The organism is Buttiauxella gaviniae (assembly GCF_040786275.1).
Taxonomy (GTDB): Bacteria; Pseudomonadota; Gammaproteobacteria; order Enterobacterales; family Enterobacteriaceae; genus Buttiauxella; species Buttiauxella gaviniae_A.
The window spans coordinates 2,570,203-2,590,979 of the sequence record NZ_JBFMVT010000002.1; the positions used below are offsets into that span (position 1 = coordinate 2,570,203).

Consider the following 20,777-nt stretch of genomic DNA (forward strand, 5'->3'; position numbering starts at 1 on the left):
TACGTTCACCTACCTTTGTCGGTGAACTTACTGCTCAGTTTTCTTTTTTCTGCGCAGCTTCTTCCAGATCTTGGTTTCCTGGCCGCGCCACAAACGCTGAATATTATCGTGATGGCGCATCAAAATGAGGCAGGAAAGCATCGCTACCGGAAAGGTGAATTGCGGTTTGAACCACCAGACATAGAAAGGGGCAATCAGCGCGCTGATAATCGCACCTAATGACGAATAACCGCTCAGGAGTACGCTCAGCAGCCAGGTTCCCGCCATTACGCCGGTTAAGTCCCAGCCAATGGGGGCGATGGCACCAAAGGCCGTTGCAACACCTTTACCGCCGTGGAATTTAAAGAAAACCGGCCATATATGGCCCACACAGGCTGCGATGGCGATAAGCCCCAGCCAGAAAGGTGTCACGCCGAGCGCGTAAGCCGCCCAAACGGGCAACATCCCTTTGAGAATGTCAAAAATCAGTACCGCTACGGCTGCCCCTTTCCCGCCAAGTCTCAAGACGTTGGTAGCACCTGGATTACCAGAGCCGTTCTCTCGTGGATCAGGAAGACCGGCAACGCGGCAGACCAGAATGGCGCTAGAGATTGAGCCGCAAAGATACGCAAGCAGGATCATGCCTGGCGCGATTACACTCATAACGCTGTTCCATTTTGAAAGTGTCGTTGTATTCTCTGCATCTGTGGATAATACGCATATTTCGCCAGAAGTGGTATCTGGCGTGACTAAAAACCGGGCAGGGCGTGATGGACATTGTATTTATAGAGCAACTGACTGTAATCACCACTATTGGTGTTTATGACTGGGAACAGACTATCTCCCAGAAACTGATATTCGATATCGAAATGGCGTGGGACAACCGCCAGGCCGCCAGCAGCGACGATGTAAACGACTGTTTAAGTTATGCTGATGTCAGCGAAGCGGTAATCGGCCATGTCGCTGGTGGCCGTTTTGCTCTGGTGGAACGCGTGGCTGAAGAGGTCGCACAGCTCTTGTTGACTCGCTTTAACTCGCCGTGGGTGCGTTTAAAAGTCAGCAAACCGGGTGCTGTTGCTCAGGCCGCAAATGTAGGGGTTATTATCGAGCGTGGCAGTAATCTGAAAAGCTAAAAAATAAATTCATATTTGTTAAACCAAAGGCGCGTAACCTGGTCATAACTGTCATCTTTTCGCGGCAGCCGCCGCTTTTTTTATGTTTGTTTTAGGGGTATGAGGGTTAAAAATGGGCGATTTACACTCGTTAGTGATTGCTGCGATTCTTGGCGTTGTAGAAGGGCTAACAGAGTTTTTACCTGTTTCGTCTACCGGCCATATGATTATTGTCGGCCACCTGCTTGGATTCGAAGGTGATACGGCGAAAACGTTTGAAGTGGTTATCCAGCTAGGTTCTATTCTCGCGGTAGTCGTCATGTTCTGGCGTCGCCTGTTCGGGCTTATTGGTATTCACTTCGGCCGCCAGCCGCATGAAGGCGAAGGGAAAGGGCGCTTGACGCTGATCCACATCCTGCTGGGTATGGTGCCGGCAGTGGTGCTTGGGCTAATTTTTCACGATGCCATCAAATCGTTGTTTAACCCGATAAACGTCATGTATGCGCTGGTGGTTGGTGGTGTGCTGCTGATCGCGGCTGAACTGTTGAAGCCAAAAGAGCCGCGTGCGGTTGGCATTGATGACATGACCTATCGCCAGGCCTTTGTCATCGGTTGCTTCCAGTGTTTAGCGTTATGGCCGGGCTTTTCGCGCTCTGGAGCGACGATTTCAGGCGGGATGTTAATGGGCGTTAGCCGTTACGCGGCCTCTGAGTTCTCATTCCTGCTGGCGGTTCCGATGATGATGGGCGCCACGGTGCTGGATGTTTATAAGAGCATTGGCTTCCTGACCCTCGCAGATCTTCCTATGTTTGCCGTTGGCTTTATTACCGCATTTATTGTTGCGTTAATTGCCATTAAAACATTCCTGCAAATCATCAAACGCATCTCCTTTATTCCGTTTGCCATTTATCGTTTTGCGGTTGCGGCAGTGGTTTATTTCGTCTTCTTTTAACAGTAACGTTTATTAATAAAAGCCACTCATATTGAGTGGCTTTTTTATTGTCTGATTGTTGATGCGTGCAAAGTAATAAATTGTGGCGATAATCACATTCCTGCTTTTCATTCCTGACTATTATCATCTGCTCGTTTCTGGAGGAAATATGTCAGCCATCGTCCATCGATTTATCAGTTATTGCTTTTATTGCCTGCTGGGGAAATTCAGCAGCGTGAAGACATTGCTGTGCGGACTTTGCTGTTTCAATTCCATTCAGTCATTGAGCGCTGCGGAAGAGTCTGCCCAGGAAAATAATGAAGATGAATTTTCTGGCGGCTGGTCGCGTTTATGGGGCTGTGCCAGCCAAAGTTTGTTTGCATCAACAAAACATCTCCCCATTCCGCAATCTTCTGGCCGCGTAAATACCACTATTCAGGCTCGTCTGGTGGCGCAGCATCGCCATGAACTGGGGTTTAGCTTCACTACCCGCAGTGTTCACCAATTACTGGTTTGCCATCGTTTGAGCGGCGAGTCAGACGGCCCTTTAGATTCCCATAACATGCTGTTTTATTGCTTAAAAAGCACAATGCGCCACGCGGCCATTGTGCTTTTTTTATTGTCCAAATCCGACCTGAGAGAGAAATCATTATGTATATCGTTTGTGTAGCTGCATGTCCGACCGGCGTTGCCCACACCTTTATGGCCGCCGAAGCGCTGGAAATCACAGGCAAAAATCGCGGGCATGAAATTAAAGTCGAAACCCAGGGCAGCATGGGGGCGGAAAACGAAATAACCGCTGAAGACCTGGCGCGAGCAGATGGTGTGATCATCGCCGCCGACGTCGCTATCAACAACAAAGAGCGTTTCGATGGCATGCTAAAGCTGGAATGCAGCGTGGCAGACCCGATCAAATTCGCTGATGCGGTGTTTGAAGCCATTGAGCAGGAGATAAATCATGGCTAAATTTCAGGGCGGCGGGGTGAAATCCTCCGCGGGTACGGAAGTGAAAAACGCCATTATGACCGGCGTGTCATACATGCTGCCGTTTGTCATTGCCGGAGCGGTGATTATGGGTATCGCCCGTATCGGCGCTTCGATGTATGGCATTGATAACATTTGGGATGCCAGCCACGAACAGGCCGCAAGCGTGGTCGTGCAGATGCTGCATAAATTCGACGGCTTTGGCGGGCTCGCACTCTCTTTGATGCTGCCGATTGTCGCGGGCTACATCAGTTTTGCCATTGCCAATAAGCCTGGGATTGCGCCGGGAATGGTGGGCGGCCTGCTGGCAAGTAACCTGGGAACCGGCTTTCTGGGCGCGCTGGCTGCGGGTTTTGTGGCAGGTTACATCGTCCGTCTACTGACGGCAAAAGTAAAACTGCCGCGCTCGCTGGCCTCCGCAGGGCCGATTTTCATCCTGCCCGTTGGCGGTACGTTGCTGACCTGCATCATCATGGCGTTTGTGATTGGTACGCCGCTGGCGGCGCTAAATCGCGGTATGGAAGCGTGGCTGCTGGCGATGTCCGGCACCAACAAAATCATTCTGGCGGCGGTGGTTGGCGGTATGGTCGGCTTTGACCTTGGCGGCCCGGTCAACAAAGCGGCAGTCACGACGGCGATGGCGCTGCTGGCGTCCGGCATTTATGACCCGAACACGGCGGCACAGGTCGCGATTATCATCCCGCCAATTGGCCTCGGCGTCGCTTCGCTTATCTGGAAACATCGTTTCCCTGAATCGCTGCAAGAAGCGGGTAAGGCCTCAACGTTGATGGGCCTGATTGGGGTTTCAGAAGGGGCCATTCCTTTTGCGCTGGCAAATCCAAAAATCATTATTATTAACGTCATCGGTACCGCGACCGGGTCTGCAATGGCGGTCGGTTTAGGTGCGGTAAACCATGCCCCTATTTCTGGTTTTTACGGCTGGTTAGCCGTTGATGGCTGGCCGGTATATATCCTGTCTATCGCCGTTGGCTCCGCGATTGTCGCAGTGGGTTCTCTGCTGGTTTTCCGCCAGTCTACGCCCTCTGGCAATAAAGAAGAAAAAGTGGCAGCGCCTGCGCCTAAATTTAAAGTGAGCCGCTAACGGTTTATTTTATGATGCGGTGATTGGAAAGCGATAAATATCTATGGGGCTTGTTAGCTTCAGGGGTTTTCACATTTTAAATAAATCCATGATGACGTGATAAATATTATCTGGATCGTCGTGGTAAGGCTGAAAAATGAAAACGGTTCATCTGATACAACATACTCATTGGGATCGTGAATGGTATTTTACCGAGAATGATTCTAAAGCAGTGCTTTATTATTTTATGGAAGATTTATTGCAGCGTCTGGAAGATGACCCCACTCTTGGGCCATTTGTTCTTGATGGGCAAACGGTGGTCATTGAAGATTATTTAAGTGTGGCCCCGCATCAGGAAAATCGGCTACGAAAATTAATTGCACAAGGGCGAATCACGATTGGCCCGTGGTACACACAAAGCGATTTTCTGGTGGTCGGCGCGGAGTCGATTACGCGTAATTTGCTGCTGGGCCACGCGGATTGCCAGCGTTTTGGTGACGCAATGCCGATTGGTTATGTCCCTGATTCCTTTGGTCAAAGCGCCCAGCTTCCGATGTTTCTGCAACAGTTTGCTATCGACCATGCCGTTATCTGGCGCGGCTGGAGTGAGCACAACGTCCCGCACAGCGAGTTTAGCTGGCAGAGCGCTGACGGTAGCAAAGTGACCACCGCCGTGCTGCCGTGGGGGTATGGCTGCGCGAAATGGCTGCCGGATGATCCTCAACACGCCCAAAAAACGCTGGAACCGATTCTGGCGAAACAGACGCGATTTTCACTGACCGACCAGGTTTTGCTGCCCAACGGCAACGACCAGTCGCCGTTTGAATATCGGGTTCCGGCCATGCTCGACCAGCTAAATCAGCAACAAGATCAGTATCACTTTGTGCGCAGCAGTTTCAGCCAGTTTTTCCAGGCGCTGGAAAACAGCAACGTGGCGCTGCCGGAATATCAGGGTGAGCTGATTAGCCCGAAATACATGCGTATCCATCGCGGGATTTTCTCAACGCGCGTTGATATTAAGCAACTGAATGCCCGTCTCGAACAGACATTAAGCCAACACCTGGAACCATTGCTGGCGCTGAACTGGCGTCTTGGCTTGCCGTATCCGCAGTATGCGGTTGATAGCATCTGGCGCGAAGCGATGAAATCCCACGCCCATGACAGTATCGGCGGGTGCAACTCCGACCGCGTGAATGCGATGGTCAAAAACCGCCTCGAATCAGGCCTGGAAATGGCGCACCAGCTTATCGACCTGAACATGAAAATGCTGGCGGAAGGCATTTCAGCCCGACAGGACGGCAAGAAAATCATTATTTTTAATGCCCGCCCGCAGGCCAGTACCGGCCTGGTCGAGCTGACGATTTTTACCCCGGAGCAAGATTTCCGCGTCATCGACGGCGAGGGCAACGAATGCCGCTGGCAGATCGTCGAGGAAGGTCGCCAGGACATGTCGATCATCGTCCAGGAGCTTTCAAACAGCACCGAAACTACCTGGTATCGCAAATGTAAATTACTGCTGGAAGTACGTGATATTCCGGCGTGCGGCTATCAAACGTTATATCTGCAAGAGGGCGTCAGCGCGGGCTTTAATTCTGAGACGGAACTCGCCGTGAAACTGGAAAACGAATGGCTGCGCCTGGAAACGGATGAACGGGGCGTTCTGACGTTAACCGACAAACGCAATCAGCAGATTTATCACAACATCTTGCAACTGGTGGACGGCGGAGATGCGGGTGATAACTACAACTATTCGCCGCCGTTTGATGACTGGCTGGTCAGTAATGAGGGCTTTCTGGTGTCGGTCAGCGGGACACAGGGCTCGTTGCAAAGCAGCCTGACGCTGAACTGGAAGATGGCTGTTCCGCAGGATTTAGCGGCACGCAACGAGCGCCGCGCCGATGCCCAACTTGATGTTTCCATGACCATCACGCTTGCGCACAGCAACGCCTGGCTTGATGTAAACATCAGCGTCAATAACACGGTTCGCGATCACCGTTTGCAGGTTCTGCTGCCGACGAATGTTCAACAACATATTCACTTTGCCGACCAGCCGTTTGGCCTGATTGAGCGTCACAACCAGCCGCCGGAAATGGCCCTCTGGCAGGACGAACAATGGACGGAAGCGCCGGTTGCGCTCTATCCGATGCAAAGCCAGGTGATGATGTTTGATACGCAACGCGGGCTGTGCGCGGTGACCGAAGGGCTGCGCGAATACCAAATAAATGAAAACAGCCAGGACACCCTCGCGGTGACGTTACTGCGTAGCGTCGGCTGGCTCGGCCAGGCAAACATGCCTTACCGCCCAGGGCGTGCATCCGGCATGGTTCTGCCATCGCCGGATTCGCAAATTCAGGGGATGCACCATTTCAAACTCAGCGTGCTGCCGATGAATAACGGCGCGGATAAATCCTTCTGGCGTGACGTCGAACGCGCTCGCGGGCACCTGCATGCCTGGCTTGCTACCGGCTGGTCGCGCTTTCGCACCAATCCTCATGGTCGCGTTTTCCCGCCGCATTACAGCGTTTTAAGCTGGGACAGCGAGCTTCACTTCAGCGTGCTGAAAAAAGCCCAACACAGCGACGCCCTGGTCGTGCGTGGCTGGAACCCAACGGCACAGCCTTTGCCGTACGGAACCGTCAAGGCGAACGGGAAAATCACGCCGGTGACGCTTGCTGAAACTGCGTTGCAAACTCATCACGAAGCGGTGCCAACGTGTGCGCCAGCGACGTTTGCTATCACTTTTTAAGGGCGAGAGAACCATGTTAACACTCGACTTTATCTGTACCTTGCCCAACGGCATTCATGCGCGTCCGGCAAGTGAAATTGAACAGCGCACGCAGGTTTTCACTTCTTCTGTCACGCTGATCAATATCAGCAAGAAAACGCAGGCCGATGCTAAAAGCGTGCTGGGAATGATCGGCGCGGATATTACCCATGGCGATAAGTGCCAGTTCCTGATTGAAGGTGACGATCGGCAGGCGGCGTATGAATATCTCCTGGCGTTTATGCGCGATGAATTTGAAGAGTGCGATGAGCCGCTGCCACAAACGCCGGACAATCACGCGCAACCGCTGCCGGTATTTATTGAACATGCAGAGGCAAAATATCTGCGCGGCAACGGCGTCAGTAAGGGGATCGGGCGTGGCGTTCCGGTTCATATCGATTCCGTCGATCTTTATGAGTTATCGCGCCAGGAACCTGCGGCTGAGGCTGCCCGCCAGCGGCAGCAATTAAGTGACGCCTGGGCTTTAACCCAAAAAACACTGGCGGAAGGGGATGCGGGGGCCGCGCAAGTGCTGGCGGCACAGCTTAAATTATTGAGCGATCCGGCCTTTAAAACGTGTTTGCTCTCACACCCGACTGCACGAAATGCGTTGCAGGCCATTGCGCTGACGGCGCAGCAACTCAGCCAGCCATTACTTAACAGCAGCAGCCAGTATCTGCGTGAGCGGGTGATCGACATCCGCGATCTTTGCCAGGCAATTGCAGCAAACTTACTGGGCAGGCCGCTTGAGACACAACTGACGCTCACCCAGGACAGCATCGTTATCTGTAGCGGTACGCTCACGCCCGGCCAGTTTTTGCGCCTGCGTAACGCACATTTGAAAGGCATCGTGATGGGCGACGGCGGGGAAACCTCACACACCGTGATTCTTGCACGATCATTTGGCATTCCGTTGCTGTGTGGCGTGACGCAAAGTGAGGGGCTGACCCGCGAGGCCAGCATGTTGCTGCTCGACAGTCGCTACGGTTTGCTGGTGGCAAATCCCGATACCACCATGGAAAGCTGGTATCGGCTGGAAACCGAAAAGCAGCGGGCAATTGCTGCCCGCAGTGCCCCGCTGCGCGGGCAACAGGTTGCAACAAGGGATGGCACCAGGGTTAGCGTACTGGCGAATATCGCGCTTGCGGTGGAAGCGCAGGGCGCATTTGCCCAGGGCGCTGATGGTTTCGGGTTGTTCCGCACCGAAATGCTGTTTTGCGAACGCAGAGAGGCACCGGGCGAAGAGGAACAATATCAGGCGTATAGCGAGGTGTTAAGAAGCGCCGCGGGTAAAAAAATCACTATCCGCACGCTGGATATTGGCGGCGATAAGCCCTGCGAGTTTCTTGATTTACCGAAAGAGGAAAACCCGTTCCTTGGTTATCGGGCAGTGCGTATGTACCCGCAATTCCAGGAGATTTTCACCACTCAGGCGCGTGCTTTGCTGCGGGCAAGCGTTGTGGGGCCGATAAATATTATGGTGCCGATGGTGGCAACGCTTCAGGAAATTCAGTGGCTGCACGGCCAGTTCCATCACATCGCACAAACTCTGCAACAAGAAGGTATCGCCGTGGGTGAATGGCATTTGGGCATTATGGTCGAAGTGCCTTCGACGCTTTATCTTCTGGAAAAAGCGGCAAACTATCTCGATTTTGTTTCGATCGGCAGTAATGACCTGGCGCAGTACTTCCTGGCGTGCGATCGCGGTAACCCTTACGTGCGTCATCTTTACAACTACCGTAATCCGACGTTTTTAGCGCTGATGCGTGATATTACCCATCGTGCGCAGGCGGCAGGGCTCAAGATCAGCCTGTGTGGAGAAATGGCCGCTGATAAACAGATGCTGCCGTTGTTAGTGGGCATGGGATTAACGCAGCTAAGCATGGCGGCGGGAATGATCACGGCCTGTAAGGACGCTCTCACCACTCTGAATACCGCACATTGCCAGGCGCTTCTTGAGTCAGCTATTGCCTGCGAGAGCGGTGAACAGGTTCTGGAACTCGTTGAACAATTCTTGCGTGCGCAGTCGCAAAAACCGGTTCTGGCGCCGGAACTGTTGCTGCTGGATAAAACCGTTAGCAGCAAAGAAGAGGCCATTAAGTTGCTGACGGATAACCTGGAAGTGCAGCAGCGCGTGGTATCTGGGCCGCTGGCAGAAAGGGCGATTTGGGAGCGTGAAGCTGTGTTCTCCACCGCGCTGGGATTCTCCGTGGCTATTCCGCACTGTAAATCACCTCATGTTTTACACAGTAGTATTTCACTCTTGCGGCTGAATACGCCGCTTGCCTGGGGTGAAGATGTTGAAGTGCAACTGGTGATTATGCTGACGGTTAACGAGCAGGAGCAGGATAGCCATATGAAAATATTCTCACGCCTCGCCCGCAAGCTCATGCATAGCGATTTCCGCGAGCAGCTACTGACGCTGTCGGACGCGTCGGCGATTGCCGCTCTGTTGTCCACCGAACTGGCGCTTTAGCAAAATGACTTTAACGACGGCGTTACCGAATGATGCCAAAAGCATTCGCAAACCCCTGGCGGTGCTGACATGCGCCTTTTTCCTGTGGGGCTGCCTGACCAGCATCAACAGCGTGTTGATTCCTTTTTTCTATCACTATTTTTCGCTGACTTACCGGGATGCCATGCTGGTTAATGTCGCATTTTATCTGGCTCCTTTTGTCGCCTGCTTGCCCTGTTCGGCACTGATGGCACGCTTAGGGTACCGGACGACGCTGATGTTGGCGGTAGGGTTTGCGGTCATGGGCTGCCTGTTAATGGCGCTGGCGATGTGGCTGGTTGCGTTTTCGCTGGTGCTGGTGGCGATCTTTATTCTGGCAATTGGCGTTGCGGCGATGCAGGTGGTCGCCAATCCTTATGTCACGCGCCTGGGGCCAGAAGCCACGGCGGCGGGGCGGTTGAGTTTGGCTTCTGCAATAAACTCCACCGGCACCACCGCAGCGCCTTTGTTGGTTGCCGGGCTGCTGGTTCTCTTCCCGGTGAGCCTTGCAACTCATCAGGAGCCGATACGCTGGCTTTATGTGGTGCTTGCAGGTCTGGCGTGCGGGTTGATTGGCTTGTTGTCGCTTTGCCGGTTGCCCGACTTTCGCCAACAGCAGATGCAGCGTTTGACTCATAGCGCGAAAGCGCTGTTTCGTGAATCTCATTTTGTCATCGGGTTGCTGGCGATTTTTACCTATGTCGGCGTGGAAGTGGCGATTGGCACCACGGCACTGAGCTATCTCAGCGATGCTTCGCTGGGCAATTTGGATCTGCAGCAGGCGACCTCGCTGATTGCAATTTACTGGGGCGGTTCACTCGTAGGACGAATGCTCTACGGTGCAGTAGCGCATCGCGTTAACGCGGTAAGTGTATTTCGCATAGCCACCCTCAGCGCGGGGCTATTGGTGATCCTGGCGATTTTTTTGGGTAACCGCTGGGGCGGATTCTGTTTGCTGTTAATTGGCTTGATGAATTCGCTGATGTATCCGGTGATTTTCTCGCAAAGCGTACGTAATTTGGGGGATAAAACCAGCCTGGCTTCTGCTTTTTTGATTATGGCGGGGATTGGCGGGGCGGTGCTGCCCTTCCTGCAAGGGTGGATGATGGATGCGGTTGGTTTACGGCTGAGTTTTTTGCTGCCGTGTGCTGCGTATGGCGTGTTGATGTGGGTTGGCCTGAAAATGCGCCAACCCCTGTCCGTCAGACCGCAGGCGGCGTGATAAGTCCTGCCTCTTTTTTCCAGGCTTCAACGGCGGCAATCCGGCGGCGCGTGAGTTCTTCGCGAATCGCCGGGCCGCTAAATCCATCATCAATTACTTCTTTGTTGGTCACGCTTTGTGCCGCAACCCAGGCGGCGCGTAGCAGCCTGCCCTGAGGATAATCGCTGGCTTCAAAACCGGTGCGCCCACGGGCGTCAGCTTCGCTGGTTAAGGCGACTTGTTCAACGCGCTGCGGCTTGCGCCAGGCATCAATGGCATCGAATAATTTAATGATGGTTTTTGGCTGCAAGATTGGCAGCGTATGAATCAGGTCGTGATATTCAGCCACCAGTTTAGCAAGGTCGCGGATTTCGTTAGGCACGCGCATGCGCTGGCATAACTTCTCAACAAGTTTCACGCCTGCCGGGCCGTGCCCATGATGGCGCGGCCAGAACTCTTTAGGCGTCAAACCTTTGCCCAAATCGTGGCACAGCGTGGCGAAGCGTACATCCACCTCCGGGCTGAGCTGCGCGGCAATCGCCAGCGTCATCAGAACGTGAATACCGGTGTCGATTTCCGGGTGCCATTTCTCAGGCGCAGGGACGCCAAATAGCGCGTCGATCTCCGGGAATAACACGGCTAATGCACCGCATTTGCGCAGCACATCGAAATACACATGAGGATTTCGGCTGGTGAGCGCATTTTCTGTCTCTTTCCAGACGCGCTCGGGCGTCAGATGCTCAAGTTCACCGTTGGCGGCCATCGAGGCCATCAGCGCTAGTGTTTCAGGGGCAATCTGGAAATTGAGATGGGCATAACGTGCAGCAAAACGCGCTACGCGTAAAACACGTAACGGGTCTTCATTGAAAGCGGGGGAGACATGGCGTAGCAGACGTTTTTCTATATCGGCACGCCCGTTATAAGGGTCGATAAACTCGCCGTGTTCGTCCTGGGCAATGGCGTTGATCGTCAGATCGCGGCGCAGCAAATCCTGCTCAAGCGTGACATCAGGCGCGGCATAACAGGTAAAACCTGTATAACCATGGCCTGATTTACGCTCGGTACGCGCTAACGCGTACTCTTCACGCGATTTAGGATGCAGAAAAACGGGGAAGTCTTTCCCCACCTGCTGATAGCCTGCATCCAGCATCTCTTGTGGCGTTGCACCCACTACCACCCAATCTTTATCTTTGACCGGTATTCCCAACACGCCATCACGAACTGCACCACCGACCAGATAAATCTTCACGCTTTGCCCCAGATTTCGCTCAAATTAATTCAATACCATGCAATTTATTATGCAATTGTAGATGGTTTGAGACGAATCAGTTCATCCAGCGATCTTTCTTCTTACGGCTTGGGATCATGTGTGGCAGCAACAGGCCAAGCAGCAGGCCGAATCCGGCAACACCGCCGCCGTACATAAACCATTGCATAATAATGGCGCGTTGTTTGTCATCAAGCTGAACGTTCGCGGCGTCGACTTTCTTCTTCGCAACGATCAACTGGTTTTTAAGTTGTTGATTTTCTTCTTTCAGACCGGTAATCACGCTGTCGCTTTGCGACACTTTCTGCTGCATATCAGCGGTGCGCTGATTCCAGGTTGTGTCGATATTGGTGAGTTTGTCGGTCAGGGTTTTCACTTGGTTTTCAAGATCTGGCACACGAGTACGCAGGCTTGGCGTGGCGCTCAATTGCGCAAGAGGAATCCATGAGGTACGGCCGTTGCTATCCCGCACCTGGCCATATTTTGTTTCTTCATTGCTTTGCAGCAGGGTGACTTCTTCGCCGGCGTTCACAGTGCCAAGCAGACGGTAATTATCCCCGGGACCACTACGCACCCAAGTATTCAATTCATCAGATACATAACGTTTTTCATCGGCATGAGCCACAACAGAAACGCTAAGAGAGAGCAAAGTAAGGCAAATTAGGCGGAATTTGTGCATGATTTCGTCGTTATTGTCATAAATAGTGGAACGATAGTAGTGGCATCAGTCTGACGGTGCAATCCGTAAACCTGAATGAGAATCATCCTGGTGTGAATTTGACCAAATGCACACGCTCAATGGCCCGTCAAAATGCGCGCCACTCATGGTAATTTAGTGAAAAATATTATCTACTGACCGCTATTAAACGATTAAGTTCGCCGAGTATACCCGGCGTAACACAACGAAAAGTAAAAATACGATGACTCAGGAAATCGAACTCAAATTTATTGTTAATCCAGCTGAACTGGATTCTTTGCGTAACACATTAAACGCGCTGGAAAGCCAGCACAGTGAACCTCGTCAACTGCTCAACATCTATTATGAGACGGCTGATAATCAGTTGCGTCGTCATGATATGGGGCTTCGCATCCGTGGCGATAACGGCCGCTATGAAATGACGATGAAAATTGCAGGGCGTGTGACGGGTGGGTTACACCAGCGCCCGGAATACAATGTGGAATTGAACGGGCCGGAATTGGATTTGTCCCTGTTCCCACAAGAAGTTTGGCCGGAAGGGCTTTCCCCAAATGAGTTGCAGGCGCAGCTTAACCCGCTTTTCAGCACCGATTTTGCGCGCGAGAAATGGGTGGTGACCCACGGCAAAAGCCGTATCGAACTGGCGCTGGATTTAGGCGAAGTCAAAGCGGGCGAGCTGGCTGAACCCCTGTGCGAGCTGGAGCTTGAACTGCTGGAAGGCGAAACGGCCGATATTCTTGCGTTTGCAAAACAACTGGTCGCTCAACCGGGGTTGCGTCAGGGAAGCCTGAGTAAAGCCGCGCGCGGTTACCATCTGGCGCAGGGAAATACGGAACGCGAAATTAAACCGTTAACCGTGCTGCGCGTTCCGCCGAAAGCCACGATTGAACAAGGCCTGGAAGGTTCGCTGGAACTGGCTTTATCCCACTGGCAATACCATGAAGAACTCTGGCTGCGCGGTAACGGCAAGGCGAAAGCTCAGGTTCTGGAAGCGGTTGGCCTGGTGCGCCATGCGCTGGCGCTGTTTGGCGGCATTATTCCGCGTAAGGCAAGCACACAATTACGTGAGCTGCTGGCAACCTATGAAACGATGCTGACCGAAGAGCTGAAAGCGCCTGAGCTGGCGTTCAGCACGCAAAGCAGCGCTGCCAAACTCGCACTTACCGAATGGCTGGTGGGGCGTCAATGGCAGAAATTCACCGACGAAAAAGCCAATGTCAAACTGGCGGGGTCGTTTAAGCGTTTTGCAGACACCCATCTTTCGCGCCATGCCGCAGAACTGAAAGAAACTTTCCAGCGCCCGTTAGGCGATAGCTATGCTGATCAACTCCCGCGTCTGGCGCGTGAAACCGGCTCTATCCGCCTGCTGGCGGGCGTTTATGACGATGCAAAAACGCAACCCTGGCTGGATAACTGGCAAGGGCTGCGCCACGCCATTGTGACGCGTCAACAGGTTGAAATTGAGCATTATCGTAATGAAGCTATTTCGCAGGCACCTTTCTGGCTGCATAGCGGGAAATAACCATCGTTTGTAAGGGATACGACCATGATGTCGCAAGCGCCACTTTTACAGCAGCATTTGCAGGCGGCGCTGGCGCGTCTGCCACAAGAGATTGACCGTCAGGCGCTAAGCCCAAAGGCTCAGGCAGTGCTGGCGTTTAGTGATTTTGTTTGTGACAGCATAGCGGCTCATCCCGCATGGCTTGCGGAACTGGAGCAATCTTCCCCGCAGGCAGACGAATGGCAACACTACGCGGGCTGGTTACAGCAGGAATTGCAGGGGATTGATAGTGAACCCGCGTTAATGACCGCTCTGCGTCTGTTCCGTCGCCGCATGATGGTGAGAATTGCCTGGGCGCAGGCTTTGCAGCAGGTGCCGACCGAAAGCACCCTCCAGCAACTTAGCGTGTTGGCGGAAACGCTGATTATTGCCGCCCGCGACTGGCTCTATGCCGCATGTTGCCGCGAGTGGGGAAAGCCGTGTAATCAAGCTGGCGTCGCGCAACCCCTGATGATTCTCGGCATGGGCAAACTTGGCGGCGGTGAGCTGAATTTCTCCTCTGATATCGATCTGATTTTTGCCTGGCCCGAAAACGGTTCAACCCAGGGAGGGCGGCGCGAACTGGATAACGCACAATTCTTTACCCGCCTCGGCCAGCGCTTAATTAAAGTCCTCGACCAGCCGACACAAGACGGCTTTGTTTATCGTGTCGACATGCGTCTGCGCCCGTTCGGCGACAGCGGCCCGCTGGTGTTAAGTTACGCTGCCCTGGAAGATTATTATCAGGAGCAAGGGCGCGACTGGGAACGTTACGCGATGGTCAAAGCCCGCGTCATGGGTGACACCGATGACGCCTGGAGCCAGGAGTTACGCAACATGCTGCGGCCTTTTGTTTTCCGCCGCTATATCGACTTCAGCGTGATTCAGTCACTACGTAATATGAAAGGGATGATTGCCCGGGAAGTGCGCCGCAGGGGACTGACGGATAACATTAAGCTCGGCGCAGGCGGCATCCGTGAAACCGAGTTTATCGTCCAGGTTTTCCAGTTGATTCGCGGGGGACGCGAACCGGCTTTGCAGTCTCGTTCTTTGCTGCCAACCCTTGCGTCTATCCAACAATTACACCTGTTGCCAGAAGATGATGCCGCAAAATTACACGCGGCTTACCTCTATCTGCGGCGCCTCGAAAACTTGCTGCAAAGCATCAATGATGAACAGACTCAAACCCTGCCTGGCGATGAGCTAAACCGCGCGCGTCTCGCGTGGGGTATGAATGCGCAAAGCTGGGAAGAGCTACAAGAAAGTCTGCAACAGCATATGAATGCGGTGCGGCAGGTCTTTAACGAATTAATTGGCGATGATGAACCGGAGCCAGGGGAAGATAAGCTCGCGGAAACCTGGCGTGAGCTGTGGCAGGACGCGCTGGACGCTGATGAAAACACCCCTGTCCTTGAGCATTTAACCTCGCAAGCACGCGCTGAAGTGTTACGTCTGGTGAGCGATTTCCGCCAGGATACCGACAAACGCACCATCGGCCCGCGCGGTCGCCAGGTGCTGGATCAACTGATGCCACGTTTGTTATGCGAAGCCTGTTCCCGCAACGACGCGCCATTGCCGTTATCGCGTTTAACGCCATTGTTGCTCGGCATTGTCACGCGCACCACTTATCTCGAACTGCTGACGGAATATCCTGGCGCATTGAAGCACCTGATTACGCTGTGCGCGGCATCGCCAATGATTGCCAGCCAGTTAGCGCGTTATCCGCTTTTGCTCGATGAACTGCTTGATCCGAATACGCTTTACCAGCCAACCGCTACCGATGCCTATCGGGACGAACTCCGCCAGTATCTGCTGCGTGTGCCGGACGACGACGAAGAGCAGCAGCTCGAAGCCTTGCGCCAGTTTAAGCAGGCCCAACTGTTGCGTGTTGCGGCGGCTGACATCACCGGAACGTTACCGGTGATGAAAGTGAGCGACCATTTGACCTGGCTTGCCGAAGCGATGATTGACGCGGTTGTCCAGCAGGCCTGGGCGCAGATGGTGCAGCGCTACGGCCAGCCAAAACATTTACAGAATCGGGAAGGGCGCGGTTTTGCTGTCGTCGGTTATGGGAAATTAGGCGGTTGGGAACTGGGCTACAGCTCAGATTTGGATCTTGTATTCCTGCATGATTGCCCGTCTGACGTGATGACTGATGGCGAGCGCGAAATCGACGGCCGTCAGTTTTACCTGCGCCTCGCGCAACGCATTATGCACTTGTTCAGCACCCGCACTTCGTCAGGTATTTTGTATGAAGTGGATGCGCGTTTGCGTCCATCCGGTGCGGCGGGAATGCTGGTGACTACCGCTGAAGCTTTTGCCGATTATCAACAAAATGAAGCCTGGACCTGGGAGCATCAAGCCTTGGTGCGCGCGCGTATCGTCTATGGCGATCCGCAGTTGAAGCAGGAATTTGATGCTATTCGGCGTCAGATTTTATGCATCCCTCGTGAAGGTGAAAAACTTCAGACTGAAGTGCGTGAAATGCGCGAAAAAATGCGCGCACACCTGGGCGGGAAAAAACGGGATCGCTTTGATATTAAAGCCGATGAAGGCGGTATCACCGATATTGAATTTATCACTCAATACCTGGTTTTACGTTATGCGGCACAGGCCCCAAAACTGACACGTTGGTCGGACAATGTGCGCATTCTGGAATTAATGGCGCAAAACGACATCATGAGTGATGACGAAGCAAAAGCCCTGACGCATGCTTATGTCACTTTGCGTGATGAACTTCATCATCTTGCCTTACAAGAGCTGCCCGGAAACGTGGCGCTTGATGCCTTTACGGCCGAACGTGAGCAAGTTAAACGTAGCTGGAAAGTGTGGTTGGGCGAGGCGCAAACGCGCATGGAGAATGAATTGTGATATTATCCGCGACAAAATTTTATCCCTCTCTGGAGAGTCAGGAATGAAAGTAACGCTGCCCGAATACAGCCGTGCAGGCGTCATGGTAGTTGGTGATGTGATGCTGGATCGCTACTGGTATGGCCCTACGAGCCGCATCTCCCCGGAAGCTCCGGTGCCAGTGGTGAAAGTTGATAACATTGAAGAGCGTCCTGGCGGTGCCGCGAACGTGGCAATGAACATCGCTTCGTTAGGTGCCAATTCACGCCTGGTGGGTCTGACGGGTATTGATGATGCTGCACGAGCACTCAGCCAGACGCTGGCTGGCGTTAACGTTAAGTGCGATTTCGTTTCGGTACCGACTCATCCGACAATCACCAAACTGCGTGTACTTTCCCGCAACCAGCAGCTGATCCGCCTCGACTTCGAAGAAGGTTTTGAAGGCGTAGACCCGGAACCGCTGCACGAACGAATTAGCCAGGCTCTGCCGCATATCGGCGCTCTGGTGCTTTCGGACTACGCGAAAGGTGCGTTGGCGAGCGTTCAGCACATGATTAGCCTTGCGCGTGCGGCTAAAGTGCCGGTGCTGATTGATCCAAAAGGAACCGACTTTAATCGCTATCGCGGTGCGACCTTGCTGACGCCAAATCTTTCTGAATTTGAAGCGGTCGTCGGCAAGTGTAAGAACGACGAAGAGCTGGTGGAACGCGGAATGAAGCTGATTGCTGAATATGAGCTTTCCGCTTTGCTGATCACCCGTTCAGAACACGGTATGACGCTGCTACAGCCTGGTATTGAGCCGTTCCATCTGCCGACGCAGGCGCAGGAAGTTTACGATGTGACCGGTGCGGGCGATACGGTGATTGGTGTGCTGGCGGCAACGCTTGCTGCGGGCAACAGCCTTGAAGAAGCGTGCTACTTTGCTAATGCAGCAGCGGGTGTTGTGGTCGGTAAACTGGGTACGTCCACCGTTTCTCCTATCGAGCTGGAAAATGCCGTTCGTGGCCGTGCCGACGCAGGTTTTGGTGTAATGACCGAAGCGGAGTTAAAAGTTGCGGTAGCGGCTGCGCGTAAGCGCGGTGAGAAAGTCGTTATGACTAACGGCGTGTTTGACATTCTGCACGCAGGCCACGTTTCGTATCTGGCGAATGCGCGCAAGCTGGGTGACCGCTTAATTGTGGCTGCAAACAGCGATGCCTCCACCAAACGCCTGAAAGGCGAAACTCGCCCGGTGAACCCGCAGGATCAACGCATGATCGTGCTGGCAGCGCTGGAAGCCGTGGACTGGGTGGTGCTGTTTGAAGAAGATACGCCGCAACGCTTGATCGGTGAAATCTTGCCTGATCTGCTGGTGAAAGGTGGCGATTACAAACCGGATGATATTGCCGGGAGTAAAGAAGTCTGGGCCAACGGCGGTGAAGTGATGGTTCTGAACTTTGAAGATGGTTGCTCCACCACCAATATCATTAAGAAGATTCAAAGCCAGGACGCATAAGTTATTGTGAATAATAAAGAACGCCCCACACTTGGGGCGTTTTTTTACATCTGTGGTTCAGTCGGTGGCGTCACTTCTGGCGCTTGAACACTACGATTCTCAAGCTCAGTCAAACGCTGTTCAAGCAAAGCGAGTTTCTCACGAGTGCGCAGCAGCACTTGAGTTTGTACATCAAACTCTTCACGGCTGACCAGATCCAAACGGGTTAACTGCGACTGTAAAACCTGGCGAACTTTCTTTTCAACATCATCCCCGAATTCACGAATCCCTTTCGGCATTGACTCGTGAACCTGGCGAGCGATCTGTTCAATTTTTTTCGGGTCAATCATAGCGGCTTCCATAATGTTACGGGATTGGTATGCCCTAATTGTAATGCCTGAGTGACGCCTTAGAAACCCGAAATGTTCTAAGGTTTGGCGTTGCCAGAGAAAATCATCGGCGTTATAGTAAGTCTGCTTATTCTCAGGGCGGGGTGTAACTCCCCACCGGCGGTAAATCAGCGAACGCTGAAAGCCCGCGAGCGCTCCAGAGCAATCTGGAGGTCAGCAGATCCGGTGTAATTCCGGGGCCGACGGTTATAGTCCGGATGGGAGAGAGTAACGACTAAGCTCAAGCTTTTATCAGCCTGCTCACGTTATTTTTATAGCTCCTAAGACTGCCCTGATTCTGGTAACCATAATTTTAATGAGGTTTTTTTACCATGAATCAGACGCTCCTTTCTGCATTTGGCACCCCTACACAGCGCGTAGAACTGGCTCTTGAAGCCCTACGTGAAGGACGCGGGGTTATGGTTCTTGACGATGAAGATCGCGAGAACGAAGGCGACATGATTTTCCCGGCCGAAACCATGACCGTTGAGCAAATGGCTCTGACCATTCGTCACGGTAGCGGTATTGTTTGCCTGTGCCTGACCGAAGAACGCCGTAAACAACTTGAATTGCCAATGATGGTTGAGAACAACACCAGTGCTTATGGCACCGGGTTTACTGTAACTATCGAAGCGGCAAGTGGTGTAACCACCGGTGTTTCTGCGGCTGACCGTATTACTACCGTGCGTGCAGCGATTGCTGATGGCGCAAAACCAAGCGACCTGAACCGTCCGGGCCATGTATTCCCGCTCCGTGCTCAGCCGGGCGGCGTGTTAACTCGTGGCGGTCATACTGAAGCGACTATCGATTTGGTGACGCTTGCTGGGTTTAAACCTGCCGGCGTGCTGTGCGAACTGACCAACGACGATGGCTCAATGGCGCGTGCACCAGAGTGCATCACCTTTGCCCGCCTGCACAACATGGCTGTCGTAACGATTGAAGACCTGGTCGAATATCGCCAGACTCACGAACGTAAAGCCAGCTAACCCGCTCAATGCAAAAAGCCCGGTTTTGACACCGGGCTTTTCTATTTGTGAAGTATGACGAGTATTAGCCAATTCCGCTGGTTTGCAGCAACGTCAAACTAAATCCCATCACTGCCATCCCACAAAGCACACCGTAACTTGGATTGTTGTGGGGATCGATCTCTTTAGCGAGCGGCATCAGTTCATCGACCGACAGCGCCACCATAATGCCCGCAACAGCGGCCATTATTGCCGCCATGACAACCGGCGACACCATTGTGCCCAGAATCAGCCAGGCCAGTACGCCGCCCAGAATTTCCGCCAGGCCTGAAATCCCTGCCCAGAAGATCGCTTTGCGCTTAGAACCGGTTGCCGCATACACCGGCCCTGCAACGGCTAACCCTTCAGGAATGTTATGCAGTGCCACTGCAAGGGCAATACCCATCCCTAATTCCAGATTGCTGCTGGCGGTGACGAACGTCGCCACGCCTTCGGGGAAGTTATGCAAGCTAATGCCAAGAGTGAGTAATAGCGCGGTGCGGCGCAGATTACGCGGCTGCGGTTTGCTGTCCATTAGATCTTGCGGATGAGCATGGGGCAGGGCGCGATCAAGGGCAAAGTAGCCCAACAGGCCGACCATAAACATGCCATAGCCCAGCACCGGTGACATTCCTTCGGTATGAAGCGCTGCGGGCAACATCTCCATCAACGAGATAAGCAGCATAATGCCCGCTGCAAAACCGAGAGAAAATGCCAGCACACGGTTTGATGGCTTCTGGCCAATTACGCCAAGCAAGGCACCAATGAAAGTGGCTCCCCCTGCTAACAGGGTCAGAATCAAGGGTACTGACATTTATCGCTCCTTATGATAATGATTCTCATTCATATTAACGGGCAATGTGCCAAAAATCGAGAGCTCGTTGAGAAGCTTTACACATCGCTTACATTCAAATTTCCTGAAGATCTTCATCATGGTTATCTGAGTTCTTCATGACGCAAAAACGCGTACTGTGGTGTTTATAAACTGAATGACCTGACAAAGGACACCA

17 protein-coding genes and 1 riboswitch are annotated in these 20,777 nt (G+C 53.1%); of the genes, 12 read left to right on the forward strand and 5 right to left on the reverse strand.

The annotated features are described in order from the left end of the window. Window positions 1-27: 27 nt before the first annotated feature. Window positions 28-642, reverse strand: a complete 615-nt coding sequence (gene plsY, locus AB1E22_RS12600) for a glycerol-3-phosphate 1-O-acyltransferase PlsY (protein ID WP_367595598.1) — start codon at window positions 640-642, stop codon at window positions 28-30. Between the two features lie 107 nt (window positions 643-749). Between plsY and folB the strand changes: the two genes are divergently transcribed. The 8 genes from folB (at window position 750) to AB1E22_RS12640 (ending at window position 10,567) form a co-directional block, all read left to right on the forward strand. Next, window positions 750-1,112: a bifunctional dihydroneopterin aldolase/7,8-dihydroneopterin epimerase gene (gene folB, locus AB1E22_RS12605; protein WP_367595599.1), complete on the forward strand. Its 363-nt coding sequence runs from the start codon at window positions 750-752 to the stop codon at window positions 1,110-1,112. A 112-nt stretch (window positions 1,113-1,224) separates the two neighbouring features. After that, window positions 1,225-2,043, forward strand: coding sequence for an undecaprenyl-diphosphate phosphatase (gene bacA / locus AB1E22_RS12610; RefSeq protein WP_367595600.1), 819 nt, complete (start codon window positions 1,225-1,227; stop codon window positions 2,041-2,043). 148 nt (window positions 2,044-2,191) lie between these two features. Then, window positions 2,192-2,692, forward strand: coding sequence for a hypothetical protein (locus AB1E22_RS12615; protein WP_367595601.1), 501 nt, complete (start codon window positions 2,192-2,194; stop codon window positions 2,690-2,692). After that, window positions 2,674-2,988: a PTS fructose transporter subunit IIB gene (locus tag AB1E22_RS12620; RefSeq protein WP_367595602.1), complete on the forward strand. Its 315-nt coding sequence runs from the start codon at window positions 2,674-2,676 to the stop codon at window positions 2,986-2,988. Before AB1E22_RS12615 ends, AB1E22_RS12620 begins: the two co-directional genes overlap by 19 nt. Next, entirely contained in the window at window positions 2,981-4,108 is a 1,128-nt protein-coding gene (locus AB1E22_RS12625; RefSeq protein ID WP_367595603.1) for a PTS fructose transporter subunit IIC, read from the forward strand. The genes AB1E22_RS12620 and AB1E22_RS12625 overlap by 8 nt, the downstream gene beginning before the upstream one ends. A gap of 136 nt (window positions 4,109-4,244) precedes the next feature. Next, the gene (locus AB1E22_RS12630; RefSeq protein ID WP_367595604.1) at window positions 4,245-6,833 is read left to right on the forward strand and encodes a glycoside hydrolase family 38 C-terminal domain-containing protein; all 2,589 of its coding nucleotides are present in this window, start codon (window positions 4,245-4,247) and stop codon (window positions 6,831-6,833) included. A gap of 13 nt (window positions 6,834-6,846) precedes the next feature. Next, window positions 6,847-9,327, forward strand: coding sequence for a phosphoenolpyruvate--protein phosphotransferase (gene ptsP, locus AB1E22_RS12635; RefSeq protein WP_367595605.1), 2,481 nt, complete (start codon window positions 6,847-6,849; stop codon window positions 9,325-9,327). A gap of 4 nt (window positions 9,328-9,331) precedes the next feature. Then, entirely contained in the window at window positions 9,332-10,567 is a 1,236-nt protein-coding gene (locus AB1E22_RS12640; protein WP_367595606.1) for an MFS transporter, read from the forward strand. Here the strand turns inward: AB1E22_RS12640 and AB1E22_RS12645 are convergent. Together AB1E22_RS12645 and AB1E22_RS12650 are read right to left on the reverse strand one after the other, a co-directional pair. Next, on the reverse strand, window positions 10,548-11,795 hold the full coding sequence (locus AB1E22_RS12645) for a multifunctional CCA addition/repair protein (protein WP_367595607.1): 1,248 nt from the start codon (window positions 11,793-11,795) through the stop codon (window positions 10,548-10,550). The genes AB1E22_RS12640 and AB1E22_RS12645 overlap by 20 nt on opposite strands. Before the next feature lie 76 nt (window positions 11,796-11,871). Then, a complete protein-coding gene (locus AB1E22_RS12650) occupies window positions 11,872-12,492 on the reverse strand; it encodes a TIGR04211 family SH3 domain-containing protein (protein WP_367595608.1) in 621 nt (206 codons plus the stop codon). Window positions 12,493-12,733: 241 nt separating this feature from the next. Between AB1E22_RS12650 and AB1E22_RS12655 the strand changes: the two genes are divergently transcribed. Genes AB1E22_RS12655 through hldE form a run of 3 tightly spaced genes read left to right on the forward strand, consistent with a single transcriptional unit; the run spans window position 12,734 to window position 18,395 of the window. Further along, complete coding sequence (locus tag AB1E22_RS12655) at window positions 12,734-14,032, forward strand: CYTH domain-containing protein (RefSeq protein ID WP_367595609.1); 1,299 nt, start codon at window positions 12,734-12,736, stop codon at window positions 14,030-14,032. Window positions 14,033-14,059: 27 nt separating this feature from the next. Next, window positions 14,060-16,921 (forward strand): bifunctional [glutamate--ammonia ligase]-adenylyl-L-tyrosine phosphorylase/[glutamate--ammonia-ligase] adenylyltransferase, encoded by a 2,862-nt coding sequence (gene glnE, locus AB1E22_RS12660; protein ID WP_367597370.1) that lies wholly within the window; start codon window positions 14,060-14,062, stop codon window positions 16,919-16,921. A gap of 43 nt (window positions 16,922-16,964) precedes the next feature. Continuing rightward, window positions 16,965-18,395, forward strand: a complete 1,431-nt coding sequence (hldE, locus tag AB1E22_RS12665) for a bifunctional D-glycero-beta-D-manno-heptose-7-phosphate kinase/D-glycero-beta-D-manno-heptose 1-phosphate adenylyltransferase HldE (protein WP_367595610.1) — start codon at window positions 16,965-16,967, stop codon at window positions 18,393-18,395. Window positions 18,396-18,439: 44 nt separating this feature from the next. On the opposite strand, the gene ubiK is transcribed toward hldE, so the two are convergent. Continuing rightward, on the reverse strand, window positions 18,440-18,724 hold the full coding sequence (gene ubiK, locus AB1E22_RS12670; protein ID WP_232866253.1) for a ubiquinone biosynthesis accessory factor UbiK: 285 nt from the start codon (window positions 18,722-18,724) through the stop codon (window positions 18,440-18,442). A gap of 125 nt (window positions 18,725-18,849) precedes the next feature. Beyond that, a riboswitch (FMN riboswitch) is annotated at window positions 18,850-18,997 on the forward strand. A 98-nt stretch (window positions 18,998-19,095) separates the two neighbouring features. On the opposite strand from ubiK, the gene ribB reads away from it, so the two are divergent. Beyond that, entirely contained in the window at window positions 19,096-19,749 is a 654-nt protein-coding gene (gene ribB, locus AB1E22_RS12675; protein ID WP_367595611.1) for a 3,4-dihydroxy-2-butanone-4-phosphate synthase, read from the forward strand. A gap of 64 nt (window positions 19,750-19,813) precedes the next feature. On the opposite strand, the gene zupT is transcribed toward ribB, so the two are convergent. Next, window positions 19,814-20,581: a zinc transporter ZupT gene (gene zupT / locus AB1E22_RS12680; protein ID WP_367595613.1), complete on the reverse strand. Its 768-nt coding sequence runs from the start codon at window positions 20,579-20,581 to the stop codon at window positions 19,814-19,816. Between the last annotated feature and the right edge of the window lie 196 nt (window positions 20,582-20,777).